The following is a 23,030-nucleotide window of genomic DNA, read 5'->3' on the forward strand; positions in this document are numbered from 1 at the left end:
GAGGAATTACTCGTATTTCATTACGAAGGTGGCGTCAGCGTTTGCCTGGCCTGGCTCAGTGGTGGCAGCCGTTGATTTGTAACGTGCGGTGAACTTCAGGGTGTTGGTCCCTTCGATCAGCGTCTGCGCAGCAGAGAAGGTCGCGCCGTCTGGGGTCAGAACGCTGGATTTGCTGTCGAGGATCTCGATACCCACGCCTTTCGCGGTGTTGTCGTTGTTACCGGAGGTCACGGCCAGCAGGGTTTTGTCGGTTGGGTCGATCTGACCGGTGAACGCAACAGCGGCAGTTTTGGCAACCAGCGGATCGCAATCATTCAGTTCAATGTTGAATGGAATATTAGAGGTGGTGTCGCCCACTTTGGTAAATTTCGCGGTACGATACTGACCCAGATTAACGGTCTGCTCGGAAGAATCAGTATTTACTGAACAAGCCGCATTAACCAGCTCACCTTTAAAATGTACGGTACCGCCATTTACGGAAACCGGCGCAGCAGGATCTGCTGCATTTGCGGCACCTGCAACCAGGGCCAAAGTAGCAATAACAGTAGAAGCAATGTTGCTGAGTTTCATGTCTATTCCTTTAAAATGTAAATAACCCTTCCCGCGAATAATCGGGAATAAGAAATACGTTCAATTGATTAATTGAAAGCTTATTTCGGAGGAGACAAAGTAGCTCAGGACGCGTTTTTTAAATATGTCAAAACGCTGCTATTTCGCCAGGTCACATCCTAATCCCGCCTAAGAAATTGACCATCCCTTAAGAAGGGTTTTTGCGTCTCACTGATAAAAACGCGTAAAGGGTGACTGACAGCGACGCTCGCTTCTGACAAAATACACGCCATCCCCCCTTTCAAACGTTACAGACGGAATCTTCTCTCTGATGGCAGCAAAGATTATTGACGGTAAAACGATTGCGCAGCAGGTGCGCTCTGAGGTCGCGGAAAAAGTGAAGGCGCGTAAAGCTGCCGGAAAACGCGCCCCCGGGCTGGCCGTTGTGCTGGTTGGCAGCAACCCGGCATCGCAAATTTATGTCGGCAGCAAGCGCAAAGCGTGTGAAGAGGTGGGCTTCGTCTCCCGCTCTTACGATTTGCCGGAAACCACCAGCGAAGCAGAACTGCTGGAACTTATTGACACCCTGAATGCCGATAAAGAGATCGACGGTATTCTGGTTCAGCTGCCGCTGCCGGCGGGTATCGACAACGTGAAGGTGCTGGAGCGTATCGCGCCGGATAAAGACGTGGACGGTTTCCATCCGTACAACGTTGGCCGCCTGTGCCAGCGCGCGCCGCGTCTGCGCCCGTGCACGCCGCGCGGCATTGTGACGCTGCTGGAGCGCTATAACATCGACACCTACGGTCTGAACGCCGTGGTTATCGGTGCGTCCAACATCGTGGGCCGCCCGATGAGCATGGAGCTGCTGCTGGCGGGCTGCACCACCACCGTGACCCACCGCTTCACCAAAAACCTGCGTCACCACGTCGAAAACGCCGATCTGCTGATCGTCGCGGTCGGCAAGCCGGGCTTTATTCCGGGCGAGTGGATCAAAGAGGGCGCGATTGTCGTGGACGTCGGGATTAACCGTCTGGAAAACGGCAAAGTGGTCGGCGACGTGGTGTACGAAGATGCCGCCGCGCGCGCGTCTTACATTACCCCCGTACCGGGCGGCGTAGGCCCGATGACCGTAGCAACGCTGATTCAGAATACGCTGCAGGCGTGCGAAGAATATCACGACGTAGAGGACGCGTAAGATGGCGACTTTTTCATTAGGTAAACACCCGCACGTTGAGCTGTGCGACCTGCTGAAGCTGGAAGGCTGGAGCGAAAGCGGCGCGCAGGCGAAAATCGTTATCGCCGACGGGCTGGTAAAAGTCGACGGCGTGGTAGAAACGCGCAAGCGCTGCAAGATCGTCGCGGGTCAGACCGTGAGCTTTGAAGGACAGAGCGTAACCGTTACGGCCTGAGCCGTATTATGCCCTCACCCTAACCCTCTCCCACAGGGAGAGGGGATATAAAATCCCTTACACCCATCGCGGTTATTTATCGATCAACTTCAAATAATCACTATTTCATCTGTTGAAACATGAAAATTCTGTTGCGCGTTTTTCACTCTTTGCCCACGATAAGTAGAACGTTCTACTAAAACGTTCTACTTACAATAACAGCGCCAAAAAAGCGCTACTCGGGGGAAATCAGCATGAGTCTGATATCAGGGTTTGTTAAATCGCTGTCTAAGTTATCGATGATTGGTCGCGCCTTAATGCTGCCAATTTCACTGCTTCCCGCTGCGGGCCTGCTGCTGGCCTTCGGCGATAAGTTCCATCTGCCGCTGATGATGAACGCGGGCGGGGTTATCTTTGATAACCTGCCGATGCTGTTTGCCATTGGCTCCGCCGTGGGTCTGGCGTCAGAATCCGGCATCGCGGCGCTGTCTGCGGCGGTGTCGGTGTTTGTCACGAATATCACCATCAGCACCGTGCTGAGCATCACGCCGGAAATGGCCTCCCAGGGTGGGAAATACGCCATGGTGGTCGGCATCCCGACGCTGCAGATGGGCGTCTTCGGCGGCCTGATCTGCGGTATTCTCGCGGCCTGGTGCTATAACCGCTTCCACACCATGCAGCTGCCGGAGTTCCTGGGCTTCTTCTCCGGCAAGCGCTTCGTGGCCATTGCAACGGCGTTTCTGTCGTTCCTGATGGGGCTGCTGCTGCCGTACGTGTGGCAGCATATTCAGGCCGGTATCGACGCGCTCTCCGTGGTGGTGAACGGCGATAATCAGGCGGCGTCGACCTTTATCTTCGGTCTGGTAGAGCGCGCGCTGATCCCGCTCGGCCTGCACCACATCTGGTATCCGTCCTTCTGGTACTCGTTCGGGGATTACACCACCCAGGCTGGACAGGTGATCCACGGCGACCAGACGATCTGGTTCAAGATGCTGGAAGAAGGAGTGAAGTCCTTCAGCAGCGACACCTACCAGAATGCCGGTAAATTCATGCAGGGCGAATTCCCGCTGATGCTGTTCGCGCTGCCCGCCGCGTGCCTGGCGATGTATCACGAAGCCCATACGAAGAATAAGAAAATCGCGGCCGGTATTCTGTTCTCTGCGGCGCTGACCTGCTTCCTGACGGGGATCACCGAACCGGTCGAGTTTACCTTTATCTTTGTGGCGCCGATCCTGTACGTCTTTAACGCCATCATGGCGGGCCTGGCCTACATGACCATGTATCTACTGCATGCGCATATCGCCAAGTCGTTCTCCGCAGGCTTTATCGACTATCTGTCATTCGGGATCCTGCCGTCCTTTAACGGCTACAAGACCAACTTCCTGAATGCGATTATCATCGGCATTCCAATGGGTCTGATTTATTACTTCACGTTCCGCTTTGTGATCCGTCGTTTCGACGTGAAAACGCCGGGCCGCACTGAAGTGACCGCCAACGCGGATGATAAGTCTGATTCAGAACTCGCGACCGAGATCATCACCCTGCTGGGCGGGGCGCACAACATCGACTCCGTCGGCGCCTGTATCACCCGCCTTCGCCTGGAAGTGGCAAAAAGCGAGGTGGTCGATAAGGACGGCCTGAACGGACTCGGCGCGCGCGGCGTGGTCTTCGTCGGCGACAACGGTATTCAGGTGATTTTCGGTGCCAGAGCACAGTTTATCGCCCAGACCATGTCCACCATGATCGGCAAATAATAAGATGCCTGAACGACGCGTCTCCTGTAGTCTGGGAGACGCATTGTCGTATCTGACTGATAATCGGTGAATTTCAGGGAGCGGTTTTGAAGAAAGTCAGCATTATTGATGTCGCAAAGCACGCGGGCGTATCGGTCTCAACCGTCTCGCTGGTTTTGCGCCAGAAAGGGAAAATCTCAGAGGCAACGATCGAGAAGGTCAACGCTGCCATCAATACGCTGGGCTATGTTCATAACGTTGCCGCTGCCAATCTCCGCGCCAATACGTCCAATCTGATTGGCCTGATCCTCCGCGACTTTAGCGACAGTTTCTCCATCAAGGTGATGGCGAGCATCGTCCAGGATCTTGAAAAACAGGGGTATATGGTTTTTCTCGGCCAGCCCCAGAACGACCATGACCATCTTGAGCGCTGCCTGCTGTCGTTTAAGCAGCAGGGCGTCGCCGGGGTTATCTATCTGGCCTCGGATACCCGCACCTCCACCCTGCCGGAGCAAATTCGCCGCTGCCCGCTGCCGCTGGTGGTGGTTTCTCAGTCGCTGCTGGATGAAAAATGCAATCTGGTAATGCGCGATAACCGCCAGGCGGCAAATCTGGCGGTGCGTTATCTTATCGAGCGCGGCCATCGCAATATTGCCTACATTGGCGGGCGTGAAGGCTGCCTTATCCGCGAGCAGCGCCTGCTCGGTTTTCGCAGCGCGATGACGCAGAACGGGCTGGTCTGGCGCGATGAATACTCTCCGGCCTGCAGCGATGACACCCTGGCAGCGGGTTTCGCCACCCGCCAGCTGCTGGAAAAAAACAATACCATCACCGCCCTGCTCTGCCACTCGCCGGATGCCATGATCGGCTCCATCTCCGGTATTCATCAGGTTGGACGAACGGTGGGTAAAGATGTGTTTTTGACGCAGCAGGTCGCGCTGGTCGGTTTCGAAGATATGCTCCACGTTAACCTCACCTCGCCGTCCTTTACCTACGTCTCGTCAGCCAGCGAAGAGACGGGGCGTCAGGCTGCCGGGCTGATTATTCGCACGCTGAAGGAGCCGACGCTGCAAACCCAGCGCATTACGCTTTCCGGACAGCTTATCGCGCGCGAGTCGGCGTAAAAATAAGAATTTGACGCGGGTCTGCCGGCGCGGGATTGCTGCTATATTTCCATGATTTGCCATGGATAATCGCAATGCCTACCGTTATTACACACGCTGCTGTTCCGCTTTGTCTGGGCTTAGGCCTGGGAACCAAAGTGATTCCTCCCCGCCTGCTGTTTGCCGGGATTGTCCTCGCCATGCTGCCGGATGCCGACGTGCTGGCGTTCAAGTTCGGCGTCGCGTACGGCAATGTTTTCGGCCATCGCGGCTTTACCCACTCCCTGCTGTTCGCCTTTGTGGTGCCGATACTCTGCGTGCTGACTGGACGACGGTGGTTCCGGGCCAGCCTGACGCGGTGCTGGCTGTTTTTAACCGTGTCATTGCTATCGCACAGCCTGCTGGATTCGATTACCACGGGCGGGAAAGGCGTCGGCTGGCTGTGGCCGTGGTCAGATGAACGCTTCTTTGCGCCGTGGCAGGTGATTAAGGTCGCGCCGTTTGCGCTGTCGCGCTACACCACGCCGTACGGGCATCAGGTGATCGTGTCGGAGCTGCTGTGGGTGTGGCTGCCGGGAGTCGTGCTGATGGGGTTGCTGTGGTGGAGAAAACGTGGGCGCTGATGCCCTCACCCCGGCCCTCTCCCACGGGGAGAGGGAGAAAACCTAATAATTCCCTCTCCCTTTGGGAGAGGGTTAGGGTGAGGGGAAAATTACTTACGGCGCCAGGTGGTGCCCTGCGGGCCATCTTCCAGAATGATGCCCATCTCGGTCAGACGATTGCGCGCCGCATCTGCCGCCGCCCAGTCTTTTGCCTGACGCGCTTCCAGACGCGCTTTGATCAACGCTTCAATTTCCGCCACTTCACCGTCGTCCGCCTGCGCACCGCTCTGCAGGAACGCGTCCGGATCCTGCTCCAGCAGGCCGAGCACGGAGGAGAGCTTACGCAGATGGGACGCCAGCGCATTCGCCGCGGCCATATCTTCTGACTTCAGGCGGTTCACTTCGCGCGCCATGTCGAACAGCACGGAGTACGCTTCCGGGGTGTTGAAGTCATCGTTCATCACCTCAACGAAGCGGGCTTCAAACGCTTCGCCGCCTGCAGCAGGAACAGACCTGTCGGTTCCGCGCAGCGCGGTATACAGGCGCTCCAGCGCCGAGCGCGCCTGTTTCAGGTTCTCTTCGCTGTAGTTCAGCTGGCTACGATAGTGGCCGGACATCAGGAAGTAGCGCACGGTTTCCGCGTCGTAATACTTCAGCACATCGCGCACGGTGAAGAAGTTACCCAGCGATTTAGACATCTTCTCGCGGTCAACCATTACCATGCCGGAGTGCATCCAGTAGTTAACGTACTCGCCGCCGTGGGCGCAGGTGGACTGCGCGATTTCGTTTTCGTGGTGCGGGAACATCAGGTCTGAACCGCCGCCGTGGATATCGAAGTGCTTGCCCAGCTGCTTGCAGTTCATCGCGGAACATTCAATGTGCCAGCCCGGACGGCCTTCGCCCCACGGTGATGGCCAGCTTGGCTCGCCCTCTTTGGACATTTTCCACAGCACGAAGTCCATCGGGTTACGCTTCACGTCAACCACGTCAACGCGCGCGCCGGCCTGGAGCTGGTCCAGATCCTGACGGGAAAGCGAACCGTAGGTTGGGTCCGTCGGCACCGAGAACATCACGTCACCGTTGTCCGCAACGTAGGCATGACCGCGAGCGATCAGCTTTTCGGTGATCTCGATGATTTCGTGAATATGGTGGGTCGCGCGCGGCTCGCTGTCCGGGCGCTGAATATTCAGGGCGTCGAAATCTTTGTGCATTTCGACAATCATGCGATCGACCAGCGCAACGAAGCTTTCGCCGTTTTCATTAGCGCGCTTGATGATTTTGTCGTCGATGTCGGTGATATTACGCACGTATTTCAGGGTGTAGCCCAGAAAACGCAGGTAGCGTGACACCACATCAAAAGCGACAAAGGTACGGCCATGGCCAATGTGACAGAGATCGTAAACCGTAATACCACACACGTACATGCCGACTTCCCCGGCATGGATAGGTTTAAATTCCTCTTTCTGGCGCGTCATTGTATTAAAGATTTTTAACATCGAAGATTCCATGTAAACACGTGTGTGGTTGAAAACCGGCTATTCTACCCGTAATTCAAACCCGAAGCAGCACACAATGCAAGGTGATCGCATCCTGTGGTTATGCTATAACAAGCCCCTATAGATGACCCGAACGCGGGTCGACGTACCACAATAACGGAACAGGATGCAAAAATGGTTACTTTCCACACTAATCATGGCGATATCGTAATCAAAACCTTTGATGACAAAGCGCCTGAAACAGTTAAAAACTTCCTGGACTACTGCCGCGAAGGTTTCTACAACAACACCATTTTCCACCGCGTGATCAACGGTTTTATGATCCAGGGCGGCGGTTTCGAACCTGGCATGAACCAGAAAGAGACCAAAGAAGCGATTAAAAACGAAGCGAACAACGGTCTGAAAAACACCCGCGGTACGCTGGCAATGGCCCGTACTCAGGCGCCACACTCTGCCACCGCGCAGTTCTTCATCAACGTGGCGGACAACGACTTCCTGAACTTCTCCGGCGAAAGCCTGCAGGGTTGGGGCTACTGCGTATTCGCAGAAGTGGTTGAAGGTATGGACGTGGTTGACAAGATCAAAGCCGTCGCTACTGGCCGCAGCGGTATGCACCAGGACGTTCCTAAAGAAGACGTTGTGATTACAAGCGTGACCGTCAGCGAGTAATTCGTGGCGACACTCTTTATTGCGGATCTGCATCTGCAAACAGAAGAACCGGCGATAACCGCCGGTTTTCTGCGTTTTTTACGCGGTGAAGCGAAAAGCGCCGATGCGCTGTACATCCTGGGCGACCTCTTTGAAGCCTGGATTGGCGACGACGACCCTAACCCGCTGCACCGTGAAATGGCCGCCGCCATTCACGCGCTCGTGGATTCCGGCGTCCCCTGCTACTTCATTCATGGCAACCGTGATTTCCTGATCGGCAAGCGCTACGCCCGCGAAAGCGGCATGACGCTGCTGCCGGAAGAGCAGGTGCTCGACCTCTATGGCCGCAGGGTTCTGATCATGCACGGCGACACGCTCTGCACCGACGATACCGGCTACCTGGCGTTTCGCGCCAAAGTCCACACCCCGTGGATCCAAAAGGTGTTCCTTGCGCTGCCGCTGTTTATCCGTAACCGCATAGCTGCCAGAATGCGCGCGGGCAGTAAAGCCGCCAACAGCAGCAAATCCATGACCATCATGGACGTGAACCCGCAGGCCGTGGTGAGCGTGATGGAAAAGCATGGCGTTCAGTGGTTGATCCACGGTCATACCCATCGTCCTGACGTCCATTCCCTTATCGCCAACGGCGAACCGGCCCATCGCGTGGTATTAGGTGCCTGGCACACCGAAGGCTCCATGGTCAAAGTCACGCCAGAGGGCGTGGAGCCGATCGCCTTTCCGTTTTAACCCCTCGCACCATCATTCTATTTTTTTGAACAATATCGGCAAATTGTTTCGATTTTAATCAGCCCGTGGTCGGCCTATTATTTATCACATCAGGGCAATACGCCCTATCCCAGATAAAATACTTAAGGAATACGACCATGAAATCTATCAAAACTTTCGTTGCAGTTGCCGCTCTTTCCCTGGTTTCTTTCGGTTCTTTCGCTCAAAGCGTGAGCGCAACCGCCTCTACCCTTGACCGCGCAGAAGCGAAAATTGCCGCGCAGGCCGCCGAGCAGAATGCCTCTTATAAAATCACGAGCGCGAAGGTCAACAACCGCGTGTACATGACCGCAGAACTGACTAAATAAAAACCCTGATTGCCGTGCCGCCAGCGAAGACGTGCGACAGCGACAATACGATGAGGAAGGAACAGAGAATGAAAAACATCAGCATCGTAAGTACCCTGCTGCTGGCAGTCGTGGTGTCCACTGGCGCACAGGCCGCGGAGAATCGCTTCTCCGTGCCAAAATCGGGCTCGAATGCCGACACCAGCATGGTGAATCATATCGATGTCAGCCGCGCGTTCGACAACGAGAACCTGTCCGGAGGGGATCTTCAGTAACATCACATAAAAGACCGCCGTCGTGCGGTCTTTTTTGTTATCGCTTTCTCGCCATAACTGCTCGCCTTTTAACCGCGCAACCGTTTTCCTTGCCCGTATAACATGCTATTCTCTGTGCCCTCGAAAGCAGTGTGTTTCGCACCACAGGAGTTTTAAGACGCATGTCTTCCCGCAATAATCCGGCGCGTGTCGCCATCGTGATGGGGTCCAAAAGCGACTGGGCTACCATGCAGTTCGCCGCCGAAATCTTTGAAATCCTGAATGTTCCGCACCACGTTGAAGTGGTCTCCGCGCACCGTACACCGGACAAACTGTTCAGCTTCGCCGAAAGCGCCGAAGAGAACGGTTATGAGGTGATCGTTGCCGGCGCGGGCGGCGCAGCACATCTGCCAGGCATGATTGCCGCTAAAACCCTGGTGCCGGTACTGGGCGTTCCGGTCCAAAGCGCCGCGTTAAGCGGTGTGGATAGCCTCTACTCCATCGTCCAGATGCCGCGCGGTATTCCTGTCGGCACGCTGGCGATTGGTAAAGCGGGTGCGGCGAACGCAGCCCTGCTGGCGGCGCAAATTCTTGCGACGCACGATAAAGCATTACACCAGCGTCTGGCGGAGTGGCGTAAAGCCCAGACCGACGAGGTGCTGGACAATCCGGACCCGCGGGGTGCGGCATGAAGCAGGTTTGCGTCCTCGGTAACGGCCAGCTAGGCCGCATGCTGCGTCAGGCCGGTGAGCCGCTGGGTATTGCCGTCTGGCCCGTCGGGCTGGACGCCGAACCGGAAGCCGTACCGTTCCACCAGAGCGTGATCACCGCCGAGATCGAACGCTGGCCGGAAACGGCTCTGACGCGCGAGCTGGCGCGTCATAACGCCTTCGTTAACCGCGACGTGTTCCCGATCATCGCCGACCGTCTGACGCAAAAGCAGCTGTTCGACAAGCTCGGTCTGCCGACCGCGCCGTGGCAGCTCCTTTCCGATAAAAGCGAGTGGAATGACGTTTTCGCGATGCTGGGCGAGCTGGCAATCGTGAAGCGCCGCGTGGGCGGCTATGACGGCCGCGGCCAGTGGCGCCTGCGTGCAGATGAAACGGCAGAACTGCCGGACGACTGCTACGGCGAGTGCATCGTTGAGCAGGGCATTAACTTCAGCGGTGAAGTGTCGCTGGTTGGCGCGCGCGGGCACGACGGGCATACCGTCTTTTATCCGCTGACGCATAACCTGCATCAGGACGGCATTCTGCGCACCAGCGTCGCCTTCCCGCACGCCAATGCTGACCAGCAGGCGCAGGCGGAAGATATGCTCTCTGCCATCATGCACGAACTCGGGTATGTGGGCGTCATGGCGATGGAGTGCTTTATCACCCCGTCCGGTCTGCTGATCAACGAACTTGCGCCGCGCGTGCACAATAGCGGCCACTGGACGCAAAACGGCGCGTCCATCAGCCAGTTCGAACTGCACCTGCGCGCGATCGCCGACCTGCCGCTGCCGCTGCCGGTGGTGAACAGCCCGTCGGTGATGATCAACCTGATCGGCACCGATCTGAACTACGACTGGCTGAAGCTGCCGCTCGTGCATCTGCACTGGTATGACAAAGAGGTACGCGCGGGTCGTAAGGTCGGTCACCTGAACCTGAACGACAGCGACACGGGCCGCCTGAGCGCCACCCTGGAAGCGATGATCCCGCTCCTGCCGCCGGAATATGCGAGCGGTATTGTCTGGGCACAGTCTAAGCTCAAGTAAGACATCTGCGCCGGGGAGTTGATCTTCCCCTTCCCCGGCGTACAATCCCCGCCCATTGCTGCTGAGTTTTCTTCTGGAATAACCATGAACGATGGAACGGACTATCGCGCGATCCTCGCGTCTGATACCCCTTTAATCGACGTTCGCGCGCCGATCGAATTTGCCCAGGGCACGATGCCTGCGGCGATCAACCTGCCCTTAATGAACGACGACGAGCGCGCCGCCGTCGGTACCTGCTATAAACGCCAGGGCCCCGAGGCCGCGCTGGCGCTCGGCCATCAGCTGGTAAGCGGCGAGACGCGTGAGGCACGCATCAACGCCTGGCGGGAAGCCAGCCTTGCCCATCCTGAGGGCTATCTCTGCTGCGCGCGCGGCGGCCAGCGCTCGCATATCTCGCAGGCCTGGCTGAAAGAGGCGGGCGTCGACTACCCGCTGATCCGCGGCGGCTACAAAGCCCTGCGTCAGACGGCGATTCAGGTGACCATCGAGCAGTCACAAAAGCCGATGGTGCTTATTGGCGGCTGCACCGGAAACGGTAAAACCCTGCTGGTGAAGCAGCACGCGCAGGGTATCGATCTGGAAGGGCTGGCGCACCACCGAGGTTCGTCGTTTGGCCGCACGCTCACGCCGCAGCTTTCCCAGGCCAGCTTTGAAAACCACCTTGCGGTTGAGCTATTGAAAAAAGACGCCGCGCGCTGGGTGCTGGAAGACGAGGGCCGGATGATTGGCTCCAACCACCTGCCGGAGTGCCTGCGCGACCGCATGGCTGAAGCCCCTATCGTTGTCGTCGAAGACCCGTTTGACGTCCGCCTTGAGCGCCTGCGCGAAGAGTATTTCGACCATATGTGGGCGGACTTTTCTGCCGCATACGGCGAGGAAGCGGGCTGGAAAGAATACAGCGAGTATCTGCACCACGGCCTGTTCGCCATTCGCCGCCGTCTGGGGCTGCAGCGGTATGCAGAATTCACCGCGCTGTTAGATTCCGCGCTGCTGGAACAGCAACGCTCCGGCAGCACGGACGCGCACTTCAGCTGGCTTGCGCCGCTGCTGAAGGACTATTACGACCCGATGTACGGCTATCAGCTGGAGAAAAAGGCGGAGAAGATTGTGTATCGCGGGACGTACGAAGAAATTGCTGAGTGGCTTGATCGCTGAAAAATAAAGCCGGGTGGCGAGGTAAAAGCAAAACGGCAACCAGGGTTGCCGTTTTTAATGTTTGTTCCCTCTCCCCGTGGGAGAGGGTCAGGGTGAGGGCATCAGGCCGCACCCTACAAGACGACTTAGAAGTCGTAACGCAGACGCACCAGGTTCATGTCGCCCAGGTTGTCGGTGCTGGAGGTGAACACGTGTTCGTAATCCACGCGGAAGCCGTAATCCAGCTGGAAGCTGATACCCACGCCGTTGTCGATGCGCTGGTAGTTACGGCCGTTCACGTACTGAATGCGGTCGCCCATGAAGTATGGCTGGATGGATTTAACCGCGTACTGACCGATTGGGAACTTATAGCCCGCAAAGTATTCAATACCCCATGCATCACCGGCGAAGTAGTCGTTAACCGACACCTTTTTGGTGGTCAGGAAGTTCTGGTACCAGCCGCCGCCAGCGGAGAAGGTCCAGTTGTCCGGGGTCCAGCTCAGCGCGGTACCGAGGATGTTCTGGTCGTAGGTTTTGCTGTCGCCGTTATCCGGGTTACGCATGTCCGCACGGGTGTAGTTCCACGCGGCGCCCCAGGTCAGGTCGGTGGTCAGGTGGTAATCCAGACCCAGCGAGCCGCCGCCTTTACGCTTGTAGCGCAGGCCGTTGCCCGGCAGGTATTCGCTGTCTTCAAACAGGTAGGATGCATAAATGTCGGCATCACCCACGGTTTTCTTATATTTCAGCATCTGGCGTGAACGGTAAGAACCGTCGTAATCGCCGTTGATCCCGTTACCTGGCGCCTGACCGATCATGTCGTAGTCCCAGATATCGGTTTTCGCGCCCACCACATCATAGTAAACGCTGTTCTGTTGACCGAAGGTCAGCGTACCCCAGGTGTCGCTCTTCAGACCGGTGTAGAGCATACGACGCGTGGTGTCGTGTGCGCCGTCGGCGTAGTGGTGATCCCAGTTGAACTGTGCAGGAATATTCACACCCAGCTCGTAGTAGCTGATCCAGCTGATGTCATCAAACAGGTAGTAATCAGCCGCGAAACGGAAACGGGTGCCGCCGTCAAAGCCGTTACGCTTGTAGCTGTTTTTACCGTCGTCGCCGGTCATGTTCTGGAACTGAGGACGAATACTGCCGCCAACGGTGAAGTTCAGACGGCTCAGCGGGTTACCCGCCTGAGGATCCTGCTTAAGAACGGTGATTTCCGCCTGAGAAGCGAAGGTAGTCAATGCCACTGCCGCGCCGATCGTTACCGCCAGCGCTGATTTTTTTATAGTCATTATTTTTCCTTAATAGACACGCTGCTAAATATTTAGCGGGTGAATATTAACTGGAAATAATCGGGCTGTGTGGTCGGGTTTTTAATGTTTTGTGCTACTAAATGAGTGGGTATTATCACTTTGTGCTATTTAAACGCTGCGCACCGGCATTAAAACCCGGTGCGCAACTATCACGGCTCTAAATCAACTCGCAAACTGACGGAACAGGGCTTTCCCCTTTAACAGCCGCGTGCCGAGCCAGCCTCCGCAAAGAGAAAGCAGCACCGCGCCGCTGAGAGGCAGGATCAACCAGAGGCGCCAGTCAGGCTCCCACGGGAAGTCGAAGACCTTTGTCTGCAGCACCGCCAGCGCCGTTTCCGCGCCAATGGCCGCTACCAGACCCGCCACCAGCCCCAGCAGCGCAAACTCGCTCCAGAGCGTCATCCGCAGCAGCCGCTTTCCAGCCCCCAGCGTGCGGTAGACCACCAGCTCCTGATGGCGCTGGCGCATGCCCACCTGCACCTGGGCCAGCAGCAACAGCACGCCGCAGATCGTCACCAGCACCACCATCACCTCCAGCGCGCGGCTCACCTGCTCCAGCACCTGCCCCACCTGCTTCAGGATCGCGCCAATATCCAGCAGGCTGACCGTCGGAAACTCCCGGTTGAGCTGGGTCAGCATGCCGTTGCCGTTTTCCCAGCGGAAGCTGGTCAGCCAGCTCTGCGGCTGACCGTCCAGCGCGCCCGGCGGGAAGATAAAGAAGAAGTTGGGCCGCAGGCTTTCCCAGTCCACCTTGCGCAGGCTGGTGACTTTCGCCGTGAAATCCTGGGTATCGCCGGTAAAGGTCACGCTGTCCCCGAGCTTCACGTTCAGCCGCGTCGCCAGCCCCTCTTCCAGCGACACTTCCCCCGCTTTCGGCGGCCAGGTGCCCGCGGTTATCGGGTTGTGGTCAGGGCGTTTCTCCTGCCAGGTCAGGTTCAGCTCGCGGTTCAGCGACTCGTCCTTGTTTCCGTCCGCTGGCTGGCCGTTGATCTGCGTCAGACGCGCGCGCACGATGGGATAGAACGACTCAGGGATAATGTGATGCTCCGACAGGAAGCCCTTCAGCGGCGTGACCTGCTCAGGGGAAATGTTGATCAGGAAATAGTTCGGGCTTTCCGGGGGAAGCTGCTGCTGCCAGCGATCGAGCAGATCGCCGCGCAGCACTAACAGCAGCGCCAGCAGCATAAACGACAGCGAAAACGCCGACAGCTGGCTGAGCGTTGACCACGGCTGATGCAGCAGGCGGTTGACCGCCAGGCGCACGGGCAGCGATTTCACCGTGAGCCGCTTCAGGACGTTGAGCAGTATCCAGCCCAGCACGCCGCACAGCAGCGCCAGCACAACCGCCCCGGCCAGCACCGCCCACAGCAGCGTGCTGCCCCCCATCAGCCACGCCAGCAGCCCCACCGCCACGGCAATAATCACCGGAAGGTAGAACTTCAGCGGCCAGACGTTCGCCACCACATCGTTGCGAAGCACGCGCAGCGGCTGCGTCGCGAGCAGCAGGCGGTACGGGCGTAGCCCCACCAGCAGCGAAATCACCGTCATCGCGCCCATCGCCCACAGCCACGGCCAGAGGCTGGCCGGCGGCAAGGCGGCCGGGAGCACCGGCTTCAGCATCACCATCAGCAGTTTTTCAAACAGCAGCCCGATTATTCCGCCAGTCAGCGCGGACAGAACCAGCAGCATCAGCCACTGGCCGACAATCAGCTTGCGCAGCTGCGCCCTGCCCGCCCCCAGGGTTTTGAGGATCGCCACCAGGTCGTAACGGCTGCGGCAGTAGTGCCCCATCGCCACGGCAACCGCCGCCACCGCCAGCAGCAGGGTCAACAGTGCCGAAAGCAGCAGGAACTGCTGAGAACGTTCAAGTGATTTACCGAGCGCCCCTTCGTCCTGCTCCAGCCCGTACCAGCGGTGCTCCGGCTTGAGCTGCGGCAGAAGCCATTTTTCGTACGCGTCAAGCTGGGCAGGCGTGCCGCCAAACTTATAGCGCCAGGTGACGCGGCTGCCCGGCTGTACAGCATGGGTTGCCGCGACATCCGCGGTGTTCATCAGCAGGCGCGGCGCGAGCTGGAAGGGGTTAAAGCCGGAATCGGGCTCCTGCACCACTTCCCCGGCAATGTTGAGGGTGGCGTCGCCGACGTCGATGCTATCGCCGGGTTTCAGGTTCAGAAGCGCCATCAGACGTGATGCCAGCAGCACCGTGCCGGGCTTTGGCTTCAGCCCTGGCGGGTTGGTCTGCAGTTCGCCGTACATCGGGTAGATATCATCGACGGCTTTAACGCTGGCGAGTTGCGGCGTGTCGCCCGCAAACGTCATGGTCTGAAAGCTTATCTGCTCCCCCACCTTCAGCCCTTGTTTACGCGCTTCGTCAATCCAGCCCGACGGCACCGGGCGGGAGCTTTGCAGCGCCCGGTCACCCGCCATAAACTCCCGGCTCTGCTGGCTAAGCCCTTTTTCCATGCGGTCGCTGACGCTGCCGAGCGCCAGCACGCAGGCCACCGCCAGGCTTAGCGCCAGCCAGACGATAAGCAGCGAGGGCGAGCGCCACTCGCGCCAGAACCAGCGGGTAATCATGCCTCCTCCTGAAGAATACCGTTCACCAGCCGCAGGCGACGGTCGCAGCGGGCGGCGAGCTGCGGATCGTGGGTGACGAGGATCAGCGTGGTGCCGTGCTCGCGGTTGAGCGAAAACAGCAGGTCGGCAATCCGGTCACCGGTTTTACGGTCAAGGTTACCTGTGGGCTCATCGGCAAACAGGACTTCGGGACGACCGTTAAACGCCCGCGCCAGCGCCACGCGCTGCTGCTCACCGCCGGAAAGCTGTGCGGGAAGGTGGTCGAGACGCTTGCCCAGACCGAGCTGCTCCAGCAGCGCCTTCGCGTGCGCCCGGCTTTCACGGCTGTTTTCACCGCGCAACAGCGCCGGGAGTTCGACGTTTTCCAGCGCGTTCAGGGTGGGGATCAGCATGAAGGACTGGAAGACAAAACCAACGTGACGCGCGCGCAGCGCGGCCCGCGCCTCTTCATCAAGCTGATGCAGCGGTTGCCCGACAAGATGGACCTCGCCGCTGCTGCCGTCGTCCAGACCGGCCAAAATCGCCAGCAGCGTGGACTTGCCAGAGCCGGATTCGCCAATCAGCGCGATGGTTTCAGCGCGTTTGACAACGAGTTCAACTCCAGTAAGGATGGAAAGCTCGTGTTCCCCCTGACCGACGGACTTCTTAAGATGATGAACTTCAACACTGTTTTCCGCTGGCATTTGCCCTTCCTGTTTTTGATTCTGATGACCTTCCGCGCGGCGGCAGCGGACACGTTACTGGTTCTCGGCGACAGCCTGAGCGCAGGCTATCGCATGGCGGCCAGCGCGGCCTGGCCCGCGCTGCTCAACGACAAATGGCAGAGCAAGACGTCGGTAATCAACGCCAGCATCAGCGGTGATACCTCGCAGCAGGGCCTGTCGCGCCTGCCTGCACTGCTCAAACAGCATCAGCCGCGCTGGGTGCTGGTGGAGCTTGGCGGTAACGATGGATTGCGCGGTTTTCAGCCTCAGCAAACCGAGCAAACGTTGCGCACCATTTTGCAGGATATCAAAGCGGCAAACGCCCAGCCGCTGCTGATGCAAATTCGCCTGCCCGCTAACTACGGTCGTCGGTATAATGAAGCCTTTAGCGCGATCTACCCTAAGCTTGCCAAAGAGTTTGATATTCCGCTGCTGCCATTTTTCATGGAAGAGGTCTATCTCAAACCCCAGTGGATGCAAGACGACGGGATCCACCCCAATCGCGATGCTCAGCCGTTTATTGCCGACTGGATGGCAACGCGGCTGGCTCCTTTAGTTAAACATGACTCCTGATTAAGCGGAGATCCTGACAGGTAAAGTTATGCAAAAATCGGTCTTAATTACAGGATGTTCCAGTGGAATCGGCCTGGAAAGCGCGCTCGAACTGAAGCGCCAGGGGTTTCGGGTGCTGGCGGCGTGTCGCAAACCCGACGATGTCGAACGCATGAACGGGCTGGGCTTTACCGGCGTGCTGCTGGATATGGACTCGCCGGAGAGCGTTGAACGCGCCGCCGATGAGGTGATCGCGCTGACCGACAATCGTCTCTACGGGCTCTTTAACAATGCCGGCTACGGCGTGTATGGCCCGCTGGATACGCTCTCCCGCGAAACGCTGGAGAAACAGTTTTCGACCAACTTCTTCGGCGTGCATCAGCTCACCATGCGCCTGCTCCCCGCGATGCTGCCGCACGGTGAAGGGCGCATCGTGATGACATCGTCAGTGATGGGGCTGATTTCCACCCCGGGCCGCGGCGCCTACGCCGCCAGCAAATATGCGCTGGAGGCCTGGTCCGACGCCCTGCGCATGGAGCTGCGCCACAGCGGCATCAAGGTCAGCCTGATTGAGCCCGGCCCGATCCGCACCCGCTTTACCGAAAACGTGAACCAGACCCAGGCGGATAAGCCGGTCGAGAACCCCGGCATTGCCGCACGTTTTACCCTCGGGCCAGAGGCGGTGGTAGCCAAAGTGCGCCATGCTTTTGAGAGCGAACATCCTAAAATGCGCTATCCGGTGACGCTGGTCACCCATGCCGTAGGCTGGTTAAAACGCCTGCTGCCGGGCCGGATGATGGACAAAATTTTGCACGGTTGAGTTGAAGCGACGACGCTCATCCCCATGTAAAGAACAAACCGACAAAAGAGAAAGCCGCATGTCCGTACAGAATATCGTCAATATTACAGAAGCTAACCTGCAACAGACCCTTGAACAGTCGATGACCAAACCGGTCCTGTTCTACTTCTGGTCTGAACGCAGCCAACACTGCCTGCAGCTGACGCCGGTGCTGGAAAGCCTTGCCGCGCAGTACAACGGTCAGTTCATTCTCGCTAAGCTGGACTGCGACGCCGAGCCGATGGTGGCGTCTCAGTTTGGTCTGCGCGCCATCCCAACCGTCTATCTGTTCCAGAACGGCCAGCCCGTTGACGGTTTCCAGGGGCCGCAGCCGGAAGAGGCTATCCGCGCCCTGCTGGATAAAGTGCTGCCGCGTGAAGAAGAGCTGAAGGCGCAGGAAGGCATGGCGCTGATGCAGGAAGGTAAATACGACGAGGCGCTGCCGCTGCTCAAAGAGGCGTGGCAGCTGTCGAATCAGAACAGCCAGATTGGCCTGCTGCTGGCGGAAACGCAGATCGCCCTGCACCGTTCAGAAGACGCGGAAGCCGTACTCAAGACGGTTCCGCTGCAGGATCAGGACACCCGCTATCAGGGTCTGATCGCGCAGATTGAGCTGCTAAAACAGGCCGCGGACACCCCGGAAATTCAGCAGCTGCAGCAGCAGGTTGCCGACAACCCGGCCGACGCCGCGCTGGCAAGCCAGCTGGCGCTGCAGCTGCACCAGGTGGGGCGTAACGAAGAGGCGCTGGAGCTGCTGTTCAGCCACCTGCAAAAAGACCTGGCAGCCGCAGACGGTCAGGCGCGCAAGATGTTCCAGGAAATTCTGGCCGCGCTGGGCACCGGAGACGCGCTGGCATCGAAGTATCGTCGTCAGCTGTACGCGTTGCTCTACTAACAAAAAAATGCCCGGTGGCGCTAACGCTTACCGGGCCTACAAAACAGGCTTAACCCGTTTTCTTTAATTGCGTCACCACCAGCTGGTGACGCGCGTTGTAGAACTTCCGATAGGTCAGGTAACAGGCAATGATGGTTGACAGGCTTGCCGTGGAAAGCAGCATAAACGTCACCATGATCTGATACTTAATCGCTTTGACCGGATCGATACCGGCAAAAATCAGCCCCGACATCATGCCAGGCAGGCTCACCAGCCCCACCGTTTTGGCTGAATCGACCGTTGGGATCAGCGATGAGCGAATGCTCTCACGGATCAGCCGCGCCGAGGCCACTTTAGGCGTCGCCCCCAGGCTTAATTTCTCCTGAAGCTGCTGCTGTTCACTGCTGAAGCGCTGGCCGAGATTGTTATAACAGAGCCCAACGGCCACCATGGCGTTCCCCGCAATCATCCCGGAGATAGGGATAACCTGCATCGGCGTAAAGGCAATCGAGCCGGAGAGCACCAGCACCGCCAGCGTGAGCGCCGTCCCGGTGGTAATAGCGATAAACGACGAGATAAACGCCTTATCAATGTATTTACTGCGCTTTTTCGCATTCCACGCCGCGTTGAAACAGATAAAGAGCACCATCAGCAGCGTCAGCACAGCGTGGTTGACGTTAAATATATACTTCAGCACATAGCCGACTATGATGAGCTGAACCACCGCGCGGCAGATACTCCACAAAATATCTTTTTCCAGCCCCAGCTTTTCCCGATAGCTGACTACAATCGCAATCAGCACCAGCACCATCGAAAACGCCAGTGATTCATTGGTAATGTTATGCTCACCCACGGTTAGCCTCCTGCATTTTCCCGCCGTGCGGCTGAAGCGTAATCACGTCATCCGCATGGGTTATTTCATTAGCGTCGTGCGTCACCCACAGCACGGCAATGTTCTGCTCCCGGGCGTAGCGATGAATAATCTCGTTAACGTTGCGCTTGTTGACGTCATCGAGCGCGCTGGTAATTTCATCCAGCAAAAGCACCTTCGGTAAAAACTGCAGGTTGCGGATCAGCGAGACGCGCTGCTTTTCTCCGCCCGACAGCGCAGTGATGGATTTGGTTAACGTCTCCTGCGCCAGGCCAAAGCGGGCCAGATCGCTGATAAACTTTTCCGGCTCCGGCGTTTTATTGCGGATTTGCCACGGGAAAATCAGGTTGTCATAAACCGTATCGCCAAACAGCGCGGGGGTTTGCACGCAGTAGGAGACCTGCTGGCGATAGTTTTCCGGGGACAGGGTTGAGATATCCTGTCCTTCAAACAGAATGGTGCCCTCCGTCGGGCTGAGGAGTGAGGCCACAATTTTCAGCAGCGTGCTTTTACCGCAGCCCGAAGGTCCCGTGATTAATTTAAACTCGCCCGGCGACAGGCTAAACCCGACGTGCTGAAGAATAATATTTTCTCCAACACGAAATCCGATATCCCTGAGATGTAATAGTTCTTTTTTATCGTTCATTACGCTTCCGTTAACCGCTTCGTGTAATAACCGCCTGTAGCATAATCCTTTCGTGCGCACAGAGCGAATAGCCTCACGCTAAAGCAAGTGTTAAACTTTTTGTTTGTTATTTGTCTCCACCATCACTACAGGAAGTAAGCAGCATGGCACATATCTTTTATGAGTTTCCTTCCCTGAAGCCTGGTGTTCCTGATGTCGAAACATTAATGGAAGTCATCAAATCGTCGGAACTCACGCGTTTTGTCATTGGCGCAGAGGTGGTGGATTTTGTTAAGAAGGCGCTCATCGTGAACACCACGATCGGCAGTTTCAAAAATTGCTATTTCGCCTTCGACAACGGGACACACTTCCTGGAATTTGACGGCAAGGGAAAATCCAAACGTTTCAATGAGGTACCCGACTGGTTCGTCTCTCCGGCTGAATTTTCTCGTACCCAGTGGCTTATCAACCACGATCTTGCGGATGTAAAGGCCACCCAATTCATTGACGTGCTGATGTCCTATCCGCTGAAAGAGCGCCGTGCGCACTGTAATTTGTTATTCGGGCTGGAGCTGGAAAAGGTGAATGCGGTTCCGGCCCCAGCGTCAGCCGCAGGGAAAATCGGCAATAAAAACGGTAAAACGACCAAACCGCGCGTCACCGATCTGGGATCGTTTGAATTGTTCAGCCAGTTCTTTGCGCGCATGAAAACCGCCGTGCTGGCCGATGAGTTTCCCACCCTGCAGGTCCTGACGGGCATGGATAACCTGACTAAAGCGCCGCATAATTTAAAGCAGGGTATCAGAACATGGTTCAAGGCCATCGCGGGCGACCTTCCCCCTAATAACAAGCGCGTTGAAGCGGGGAATGCCGTTCTGTTCTGCGCCCCCATTCGCGAACAGATCCAGCGTATCGAAGCGCTGGGGCTGGAGAAGTACTACCAGGGATTATCCAAAGCCATTGCCGAAGCGGGTGATGGATTCATCTCTGACTTTACCTATACTTACGAGCAATAAACACACACATTCACTCATCACAGCATGCAAAACAGGAGGTTTTTATGCTTATCGTTGTTCCTGTCCTTATTTTCGTTGCGCTGGTTATTGTGGGCGCAGGCGTCAAAATTGTCCCTCAGGGCTATCAGTGGACCGTCGAGCGTTTCGGTCGCTACACCAATACCCTCCAGCCAGGCTTAAGCCTGATTGTTCCGTTCATGGACCGGATTGGTCGCAAGATCAACATGATGGAACAGGTGCTGGACATTCCTTCTCAGGAGATCATCTCCAAGGATAACGCCAACGTCACCATCGACGCCGTCTGCTTTATTCAGGTGATTGATGCACCGAAAGCGGCCTATGAGGTCAGCAATCTGGAGCTGGCGATCGTCAACCTGACGATGACCAACATCCGTACCGTGCTCGGCTCAATGGAGCTGGACGAGATGCTTTCCCAGCGCGACAGCATCAATACCCGCCTGCTGCACATTGTCGATGAGGCAACGAATCCGTGGGGGATCAAGGTCACCCGTATCGAGATCCGCGACGTGCGCCCGCCGGCGGAGCTGATCGCCTCCATGAACGCCCAGATGAAGGCCGAGCGAACCAAGCGCGCCTACATTCTGGAAGCCGAAGGGGTGCGTCAGGCGGAGATCCTCAAAGCGGAAGGGGAAAAACAGTCGCAGATCCTGAAAGCGGAAGGCGATCGTCAGTCCGCATTCTTACAGGCGGAAGCACGTGAACGTTCGGCAGAAGCGGAAGCCCGCGCCACCCAGATGGTGTCCGAGGCGATTGCCGCCGGTGATATCCAGGCCGTGAACTACTTTGTCGCGCAAAAATATACCGACGCGCTAAAACAGATCGGCTCGGCGAACAACAGCAAAGTGGTGATGATGCCGCTGGAGGCCAGCAGCCTGATGGGCTCTATCGCCGGTATTGCCGAACTGATTAAAGACAGCGGAAACGAGCGTAAAAAATGATTGAGCTGATCGCTGCACATCCTCATGCCTTCTGGCTAAGCCTCGGCGGCTTATTGCTGGCGGCGGAGATGCTGGGCGGCAACGGCTACCTGCTCTGGAGCGGTGTTGCCGCCGTCATTACGGGCCTTCTGGTCTGGATCCTTCCCCTGGACTGGGCGTGGCAGGGTGCGCTATTTGCCGTGCTGACGCTGGTGGCCGCGTGGCTGTGGTGGCGCTGGCTAAACCGGCGGGTTAACGAGCAAAAACCGCTGGACGCGCACCTTAACCAGCGCGGGCAGCAGATTGTCGGCAAGCGTTTTACGCTCGACACCGCGCTGGTGAACGGGCGCGGGCATATGCGCGTGGGCGACAGCTCGTGGCCGGTGGTCGCAGACGACGACCTCAGCGCCGGCACGCGGGTTGAGGTCATCGCGGTGGAAGGCATTACCCTGCGGGTGAAAGCCTGCTAAGCAGAAGCCTTACGATGACAGCAGCCGGCAAGATTGTCGATAATCGGGCAGTCGGCGCTGTCATCCCCCGGACAGGATTCCGCGAGCTGCAGCAGCTGTTCGCGCATCGCCTGCAGCTCGATGATGTGGCGTTCGATCTCGGCCACTTTTTCCAGCGTGCGTTTTTTCACGTCGGCGCTGTGACGCTTCGGATCGTTAAAGAGGTTCACCAGCTCGCCGCACTCTTCCAGATTAAACCCCACCTGTCTTGCCTGGCGCAGTAGCGTCAGCTCATCAATATGCAGTTTCGTATAGCTGCGGTAGCCGTTTTCACTGCGCAGCGGTGGAGTTACCAGCCCCTTCTCTTCATAAAAGCGGATTGCCTTGCTGGTTAAGCCAGTTTTTTTTGCCACGTCACTGATATTCACATTTCCCCCTTGACCTTCCCCTTGATGGAAGGTTTAACCTTTATAGCAGTCAGTGAAAAGCACTGTATCGGTCAACAACTGACCAGATCATTATACGGGAGTTTTA

Annotated in this window: 26 protein-coding genes; 18 read left to right on the forward strand and 8 right to left on the reverse strand. The window is 57.3% G+C overall.

From position 1 onward, the window contains the following. Positions 1-6: 6 nt before the first annotated feature. Positions 7-570 carry a type 1 fimbrial major subunit FimA gene (gene fimA, locus M2422_RS09190; RefSeq protein WP_023310641.1) on the reverse strand — a complete coding sequence of 188 codons (564 nt, stop codon included), beginning with the start codon at positions 568-570 and terminating at the stop codon, positions 7-9. Between the two features lie 310 nt (positions 571-880). Here fimA and folD point away from each other — a divergent pair, with 310 nt between their 5' ends. From folD to M2422_RS09215, 5 genes are all read left to right on the forward strand, one after another. Then, positions 881-1,747, forward strand: a complete 867-nt coding sequence (gene folD, locus M2422_RS09195; protein ID WP_008499332.1) for a bifunctional methylenetetrahydrofolate dehydrogenase/methenyltetrahydrofolate cyclohydrolase FolD — start codon at positions 881-883, stop codon at positions 1,745-1,747. A 1-nt stretch (position 1,748) separates the two neighbouring features. Beyond that, the gene (gene ybcJ, locus M2422_RS09200; protein ID WP_023334767.1) at positions 1,749-1,961 is read left to right on the forward strand and encodes a ribosome-associated protein YbcJ; all 213 of its coding nucleotides are present in this window, start codon (positions 1,749-1,751) and stop codon (positions 1,959-1,961) included. 233 nt (positions 1,962-2,194) lie between these two features. After that, positions 2,195-3,694, forward strand: a complete 1,500-nt coding sequence (locus tag M2422_RS09205) for a PTS transporter subunit EIIC (RefSeq protein ID WP_029741054.1) — start codon at positions 2,195-2,197, stop codon at positions 3,692-3,694. Positions 3,695-3,780: 86 nt separating this feature from the next. Continuing rightward, positions 3,781-4,797, forward strand: coding sequence for a Mal regulon transcriptional regulator MalI (malI, locus tag M2422_RS09210; RefSeq protein ID WP_023310638.1), 1,017 nt, complete (start codon positions 3,781-3,783; stop codon positions 4,795-4,797). 74 nt (positions 4,798-4,871) lie between these two features. After that, a complete protein-coding gene (locus tag M2422_RS09215; RefSeq protein WP_039263988.1) occupies positions 4,872-5,399 on the forward strand; it encodes a metal-dependent hydrolase in 528 nt (175 codons plus the stop codon). 89 nt (positions 5,400-5,488) lie between these two features. Here M2422_RS09215 and cysS read toward each other — a convergent pair whose 3' ends face one another. Next, positions 5,489-6,874 carry a cysteine--tRNA ligase gene (cysS, locus tag M2422_RS09220; protein WP_029741052.1) on the reverse strand — a complete coding sequence of 462 codons (1,386 nt, stop codon included), beginning with the start codon at positions 6,872-6,874 and terminating at the stop codon, positions 5,489-5,491. Between the two features lie 174 nt (positions 6,875-7,048). Between cysS and ppiB the strand changes: the two genes are divergently transcribed. The 7 genes from ppiB (at position 7,049) to mnmH (ending at position 11,760) form a co-directional block, all read left to right on the forward strand. Continuing rightward, on the forward strand, positions 7,049-7,543 hold the full coding sequence (ppiB, locus tag M2422_RS09225; protein WP_023310635.1) for a peptidylprolyl isomerase B: 495 nt from the start codon (positions 7,049-7,051) through the stop codon (positions 7,541-7,543). A gap of 3 nt (positions 7,544-7,546) precedes the next feature. Further along, positions 7,547-8,269, forward strand: coding sequence for a UDP-2,3-diacylglucosamine diphosphatase (gene lpxH, locus M2422_RS09230; protein ID WP_045887961.1), 723 nt, complete (start codon positions 7,547-7,549; stop codon positions 8,267-8,269). A gap of 137 nt (positions 8,270-8,406) precedes the next feature. Then, on the forward strand, positions 8,407-8,616 hold the full coding sequence (locus tag M2422_RS09235) for a YdgH/BhsA/McbA-like domain containing protein (RefSeq protein ID WP_023310633.1): 210 nt from the start codon (positions 8,407-8,409) through the stop codon (positions 8,614-8,616). 68 nt (positions 8,617-8,684) lie between these two features. Beyond that, entirely contained in the window at positions 8,685-8,870 is a 186-nt protein-coding gene (locus M2422_RS09240) for a hypothetical protein (RefSeq protein WP_064673419.1), read from the forward strand. A gap of 161 nt (positions 8,871-9,031) precedes the next feature. After that, the gene (purE, locus tag M2422_RS09245) at positions 9,032-9,541 is read left to right on the forward strand and encodes a 5-(carboxyamino)imidazole ribonucleotide mutase (protein WP_023310631.1); all 510 of its coding nucleotides are present in this window, start codon (positions 9,032-9,034) and stop codon (positions 9,539-9,541) included. After that, a complete protein-coding gene (purK, locus tag M2422_RS09250) occupies positions 9,538-10,605 on the forward strand; it encodes a 5-(carboxyamino)imidazole ribonucleotide synthase (RefSeq protein WP_064673420.1) in 1,068 nt (355 codons plus the stop codon). Before purE ends, purK begins: the two co-directional genes overlap by 4 nt. An 84-nt stretch (positions 10,606-10,689) precedes the next feature. Next, positions 10,690-11,760: a tRNA 2-selenouridine(34) synthase MnmH gene (gene mnmH / locus M2422_RS09255; protein WP_064673421.1), complete on the forward strand. Its 1,071-nt coding sequence runs from the start codon at positions 10,690-10,692 to the stop codon at positions 11,758-11,760. Between the two features lie 125 nt (positions 11,761-11,885). On the opposite strand, the gene M2422_RS09260 is transcribed toward mnmH, so the two are convergent. From M2422_RS09260 to ybbA, 3 genes are all read right to left on the reverse strand, one after another. After that, positions 11,886-13,031, reverse strand: coding sequence for a porin (locus tag M2422_RS09260; RefSeq protein ID WP_064673422.1), 1,146 nt, complete (start codon positions 13,029-13,031; stop codon positions 11,886-11,888). 183 nt (positions 13,032-13,214) lie between these two features. Further along, positions 13,215-15,629, reverse strand: coding sequence for a putative ABC transporter permease subunit YbbP (ybbP, locus tag M2422_RS09265; RefSeq protein ID WP_064673423.1), 2,415 nt, complete (start codon positions 15,627-15,629; stop codon positions 13,215-13,217). After that, complete coding sequence (gene ybbA / locus M2422_RS09270; RefSeq protein ID WP_023617272.1) at positions 15,626-16,312, reverse strand: putative ABC transporter ATP-binding protein YbbA; 687 nt, start codon at positions 16,310-16,312, stop codon at positions 15,626-15,628. The genes ybbP and ybbA overlap by 4 nt, the downstream gene beginning before the upstream one ends. Here ybbA and tesA point away from each other — a divergent pair. The 3 genes from tesA to M2422_RS09285 are packed head-to-tail and all read left to right on the forward strand — an operon-like array spanning position 16,283 to position 18,618. Next, entirely contained in the window at positions 16,283-16,906 is a 624-nt protein-coding gene (tesA, locus tag M2422_RS09275) for a multifunctional acyl-CoA thioesterase I/protease I/lysophospholipase L1 (protein WP_032661743.1), read from the forward strand. The two genes, ybbA and tesA, sit on opposite strands and share 30 nt — an antisense overlap. Positions 16,907-16,934: 28 nt before the next feature. Further along, on the forward strand, positions 16,935-17,705 hold the full coding sequence (locus tag M2422_RS09280; protein ID WP_014882827.1) for an SDR family oxidoreductase: 771 nt from the start codon (positions 16,935-16,937) through the stop codon (positions 17,703-17,705). Positions 17,706-17,763: 58 nt separating this feature from the next. Next, positions 17,764-18,618, forward strand: a complete 855-nt coding sequence (locus tag M2422_RS09285; RefSeq protein WP_045887953.1) for a co-chaperone YbbN — start codon at positions 17,764-17,766, stop codon at positions 18,616-18,618. A gap of 49 nt (positions 18,619-18,667) precedes the next feature. On the opposite strand, the gene fetB is transcribed toward M2422_RS09285, so the two are convergent. Further along, positions 18,668-19,450, reverse strand: a complete 783-nt coding sequence (gene fetB / locus M2422_RS09290) for an iron efflux ABC transporter permease subunit FetB (protein WP_064673424.1) — start codon at positions 19,448-19,450, stop codon at positions 18,668-18,670. Next, positions 19,443-20,114: an iron efflux ABC transporter ATP-binding subunit FetA gene (gene fetA / locus M2422_RS09295; RefSeq protein ID WP_045887951.1), complete on the reverse strand. Its 672-nt coding sequence runs from the start codon at positions 20,112-20,114 to the stop codon at positions 19,443-19,445. Before fetA ends, fetB begins: the two co-directional genes overlap by 8 nt. A 143-nt stretch (positions 20,115-20,257) precedes the next feature. Here fetA and M2422_RS09300 point away from each other — a divergent pair, with 143 nt between their 5' ends. Genes M2422_RS09300 through M2422_RS09310 form a run of 3 tightly spaced genes read left to right on the forward strand, consistent with a single transcriptional unit; the run spans position 20,258 to position 22,517 of the window. Further along, a complete protein-coding gene (locus M2422_RS09300; protein ID WP_033144808.1) occupies positions 20,258-21,109 on the forward strand; it encodes a hypothetical protein in 852 nt (283 codons plus the stop codon). Between the two features lie 44 nt (positions 21,110-21,153). Beyond that, on the forward strand, positions 21,154-22,068 hold the full coding sequence (locus M2422_RS09305) for an SPFH domain-containing protein (protein ID WP_023310620.1): 915 nt from the start codon (positions 21,154-21,156) through the stop codon (positions 22,066-22,068). Then, the gene (locus tag M2422_RS09310; protein WP_023310619.1) at positions 22,065-22,517 is read left to right on the forward strand and encodes an NfeD family protein; all 453 of its coding nucleotides are present in this window, start codon (positions 22,065-22,067) and stop codon (positions 22,515-22,517) included. Before M2422_RS09305 ends, M2422_RS09310 begins: the two co-directional genes overlap by 4 nt. On the opposite strand, the gene cueR is transcribed toward M2422_RS09310, so the two are convergent. Beyond that, positions 22,514-22,924 carry a Cu(I)-responsive transcriptional regulator gene (cueR, locus tag M2422_RS09315; RefSeq protein WP_032661458.1) on the reverse strand — a complete coding sequence of 137 codons (411 nt, stop codon included), beginning with the start codon at positions 22,922-22,924 and terminating at the stop codon, positions 22,514-22,516. The two genes, M2422_RS09310 and cueR, sit on opposite strands and share 4 nt — an antisense overlap. Positions 22,925-23,030 lie beyond the last annotated feature (106 nt).

The sequence above is a fragment of the Enterobacter sp. SLBN-59 genome, assembly GCF_024807915.1.
Taxonomy (GTDB): Bacteria; Pseudomonadota; Gammaproteobacteria; order Enterobacterales; family Enterobacteriaceae; genus Enterobacter; species Enterobacter asburiae_B.

Bases quoted from the DNA above. Each gene is read 5' to 3' on its own strand.
- purE (WP_023310631.1), top strand. From the start codon at position 9,032: ATGTCTTCCCGCAATAATCCGGCGCGTGTCGCCATCGTGATGGGGTCC.
- cysS (WP_029741052.1), bottom strand. From the start codon at position 6,874: ATGTTAAAAATCTTTAATACAATGACGCGCCAGAAAGAGGAATTTAAA.
- M2422_RS09310 (WP_023310619.1), top strand. From the start codon at position 22,065: ATGATTGAGCTGATCGCTGCACATCCTCATGCCTTCTGGCTAAGCCTC.
- M2422_RS09260 (WP_064673422.1), bottom strand. From the start codon at position 13,031: ATGACTATAAAAAAATCAGCGCTGGCGGTAACGATCGGCGCGGCAGTG.
- ybcJ (WP_023334767.1), top strand. From the start codon at position 1,749: ATGGCGACTTTTTCATTAGGTAAACACCCGCACGTTGAGCTGTGCGAC.
- fimA (WP_023310641.1), bottom strand. From the start codon at position 570: ATGAAACTCAGCAACATTGCTTCTACTGTTATTGCTACTTTGGCCCTG.
- M2422_RS09280 (WP_014882827.1), top strand. From the start codon at position 16,935: ATGCAAAAATCGGTCTTAATTACAGGATGTTCCAGTGGAATCGGCCTG.
- fetA (WP_045887951.1), bottom strand. From the start codon at position 20,114: ATGAACGATAAAAAAGAACTATTACATCTCAGGGATATCGGATTTCGT.
- M2422_RS09285 (WP_045887953.1), top strand. From the start codon at position 17,764: ATGTCCGTACAGAATATCGTCAATATTACAGAAGCTAACCTGCAACAG.
- M2422_RS09205 (WP_029741054.1), top strand. From the start codon at position 2,195: ATGAGTCTGATATCAGGGTTTGTTAAATCGCTGTCTAAGTTATCGATG.
- mnmH (WP_064673421.1), top strand. From the start codon at position 10,690: ATGAACGATGGAACGGACTATCGCGCGATCCTCGCGTCTGATACCCCT.
- M2422_RS09240 (WP_064673419.1), top strand. From the start codon at position 8,685: ATGAAAAACATCAGCATCGTAAGTACCCTGCTGCTGGCAGTCGTGGTG.
- ybbA (WP_023617272.1), bottom strand. From the start codon at position 16,312: ATGCCAGCGGAAAACAGTGTTGAAGTTCATCATCTTAAGAAGTCCGTC.
- M2422_RS09300 (WP_033144808.1), top strand. From the start codon at position 20,258: ATGGCACATATCTTTTATGAGTTTCCTTCCCTGAAGCCTGGTGTTCCT.
- M2422_RS09215 (WP_039263988.1), top strand. From the start codon at position 4,872: ATGCCTACCGTTATTACACACGCTGCTGTTCCGCTTTGTCTGGGCTTA.
- M2422_RS09305 (WP_023310620.1), top strand. From the start codon at position 21,154: ATGCTTATCGTTGTTCCTGTCCTTATTTTCGTTGCGCTGGTTATTGTG.
- purK (WP_064673420.1), top strand. From the start codon at position 9,538: ATGAAGCAGGTTTGCGTCCTCGGTAACGGCCAGCTAGGCCGCATGCTG.
- folD (WP_008499332.1), top strand. From the start codon at position 881: ATGGCAGCAAAGATTATTGACGGTAAAACGATTGCGCAGCAGGTGCGC.
- ybbP (WP_064673423.1), bottom strand. From the start codon at position 15,629: ATGATTACCCGCTGGTTCTGGCGCGAGTGGCGCTCGCCCTCGCTGCTT.
- tesA (WP_032661743.1), top strand. From the start codon at position 16,283: ATGAACTTCAACACTGTTTTCCGCTGGCATTTGCCCTTCCTGTTTTTG.
- ppiB (WP_023310635.1), top strand. From the start codon at position 7,049: ATGGTTACTTTCCACACTAATCATGGCGATATCGTAATCAAAACCTTT.
- M2422_RS09235 (WP_023310633.1), top strand. From the start codon at position 8,407: ATGAAATCTATCAAAACTTTCGTTGCAGTTGCCGCTCTTTCCCTGGTT.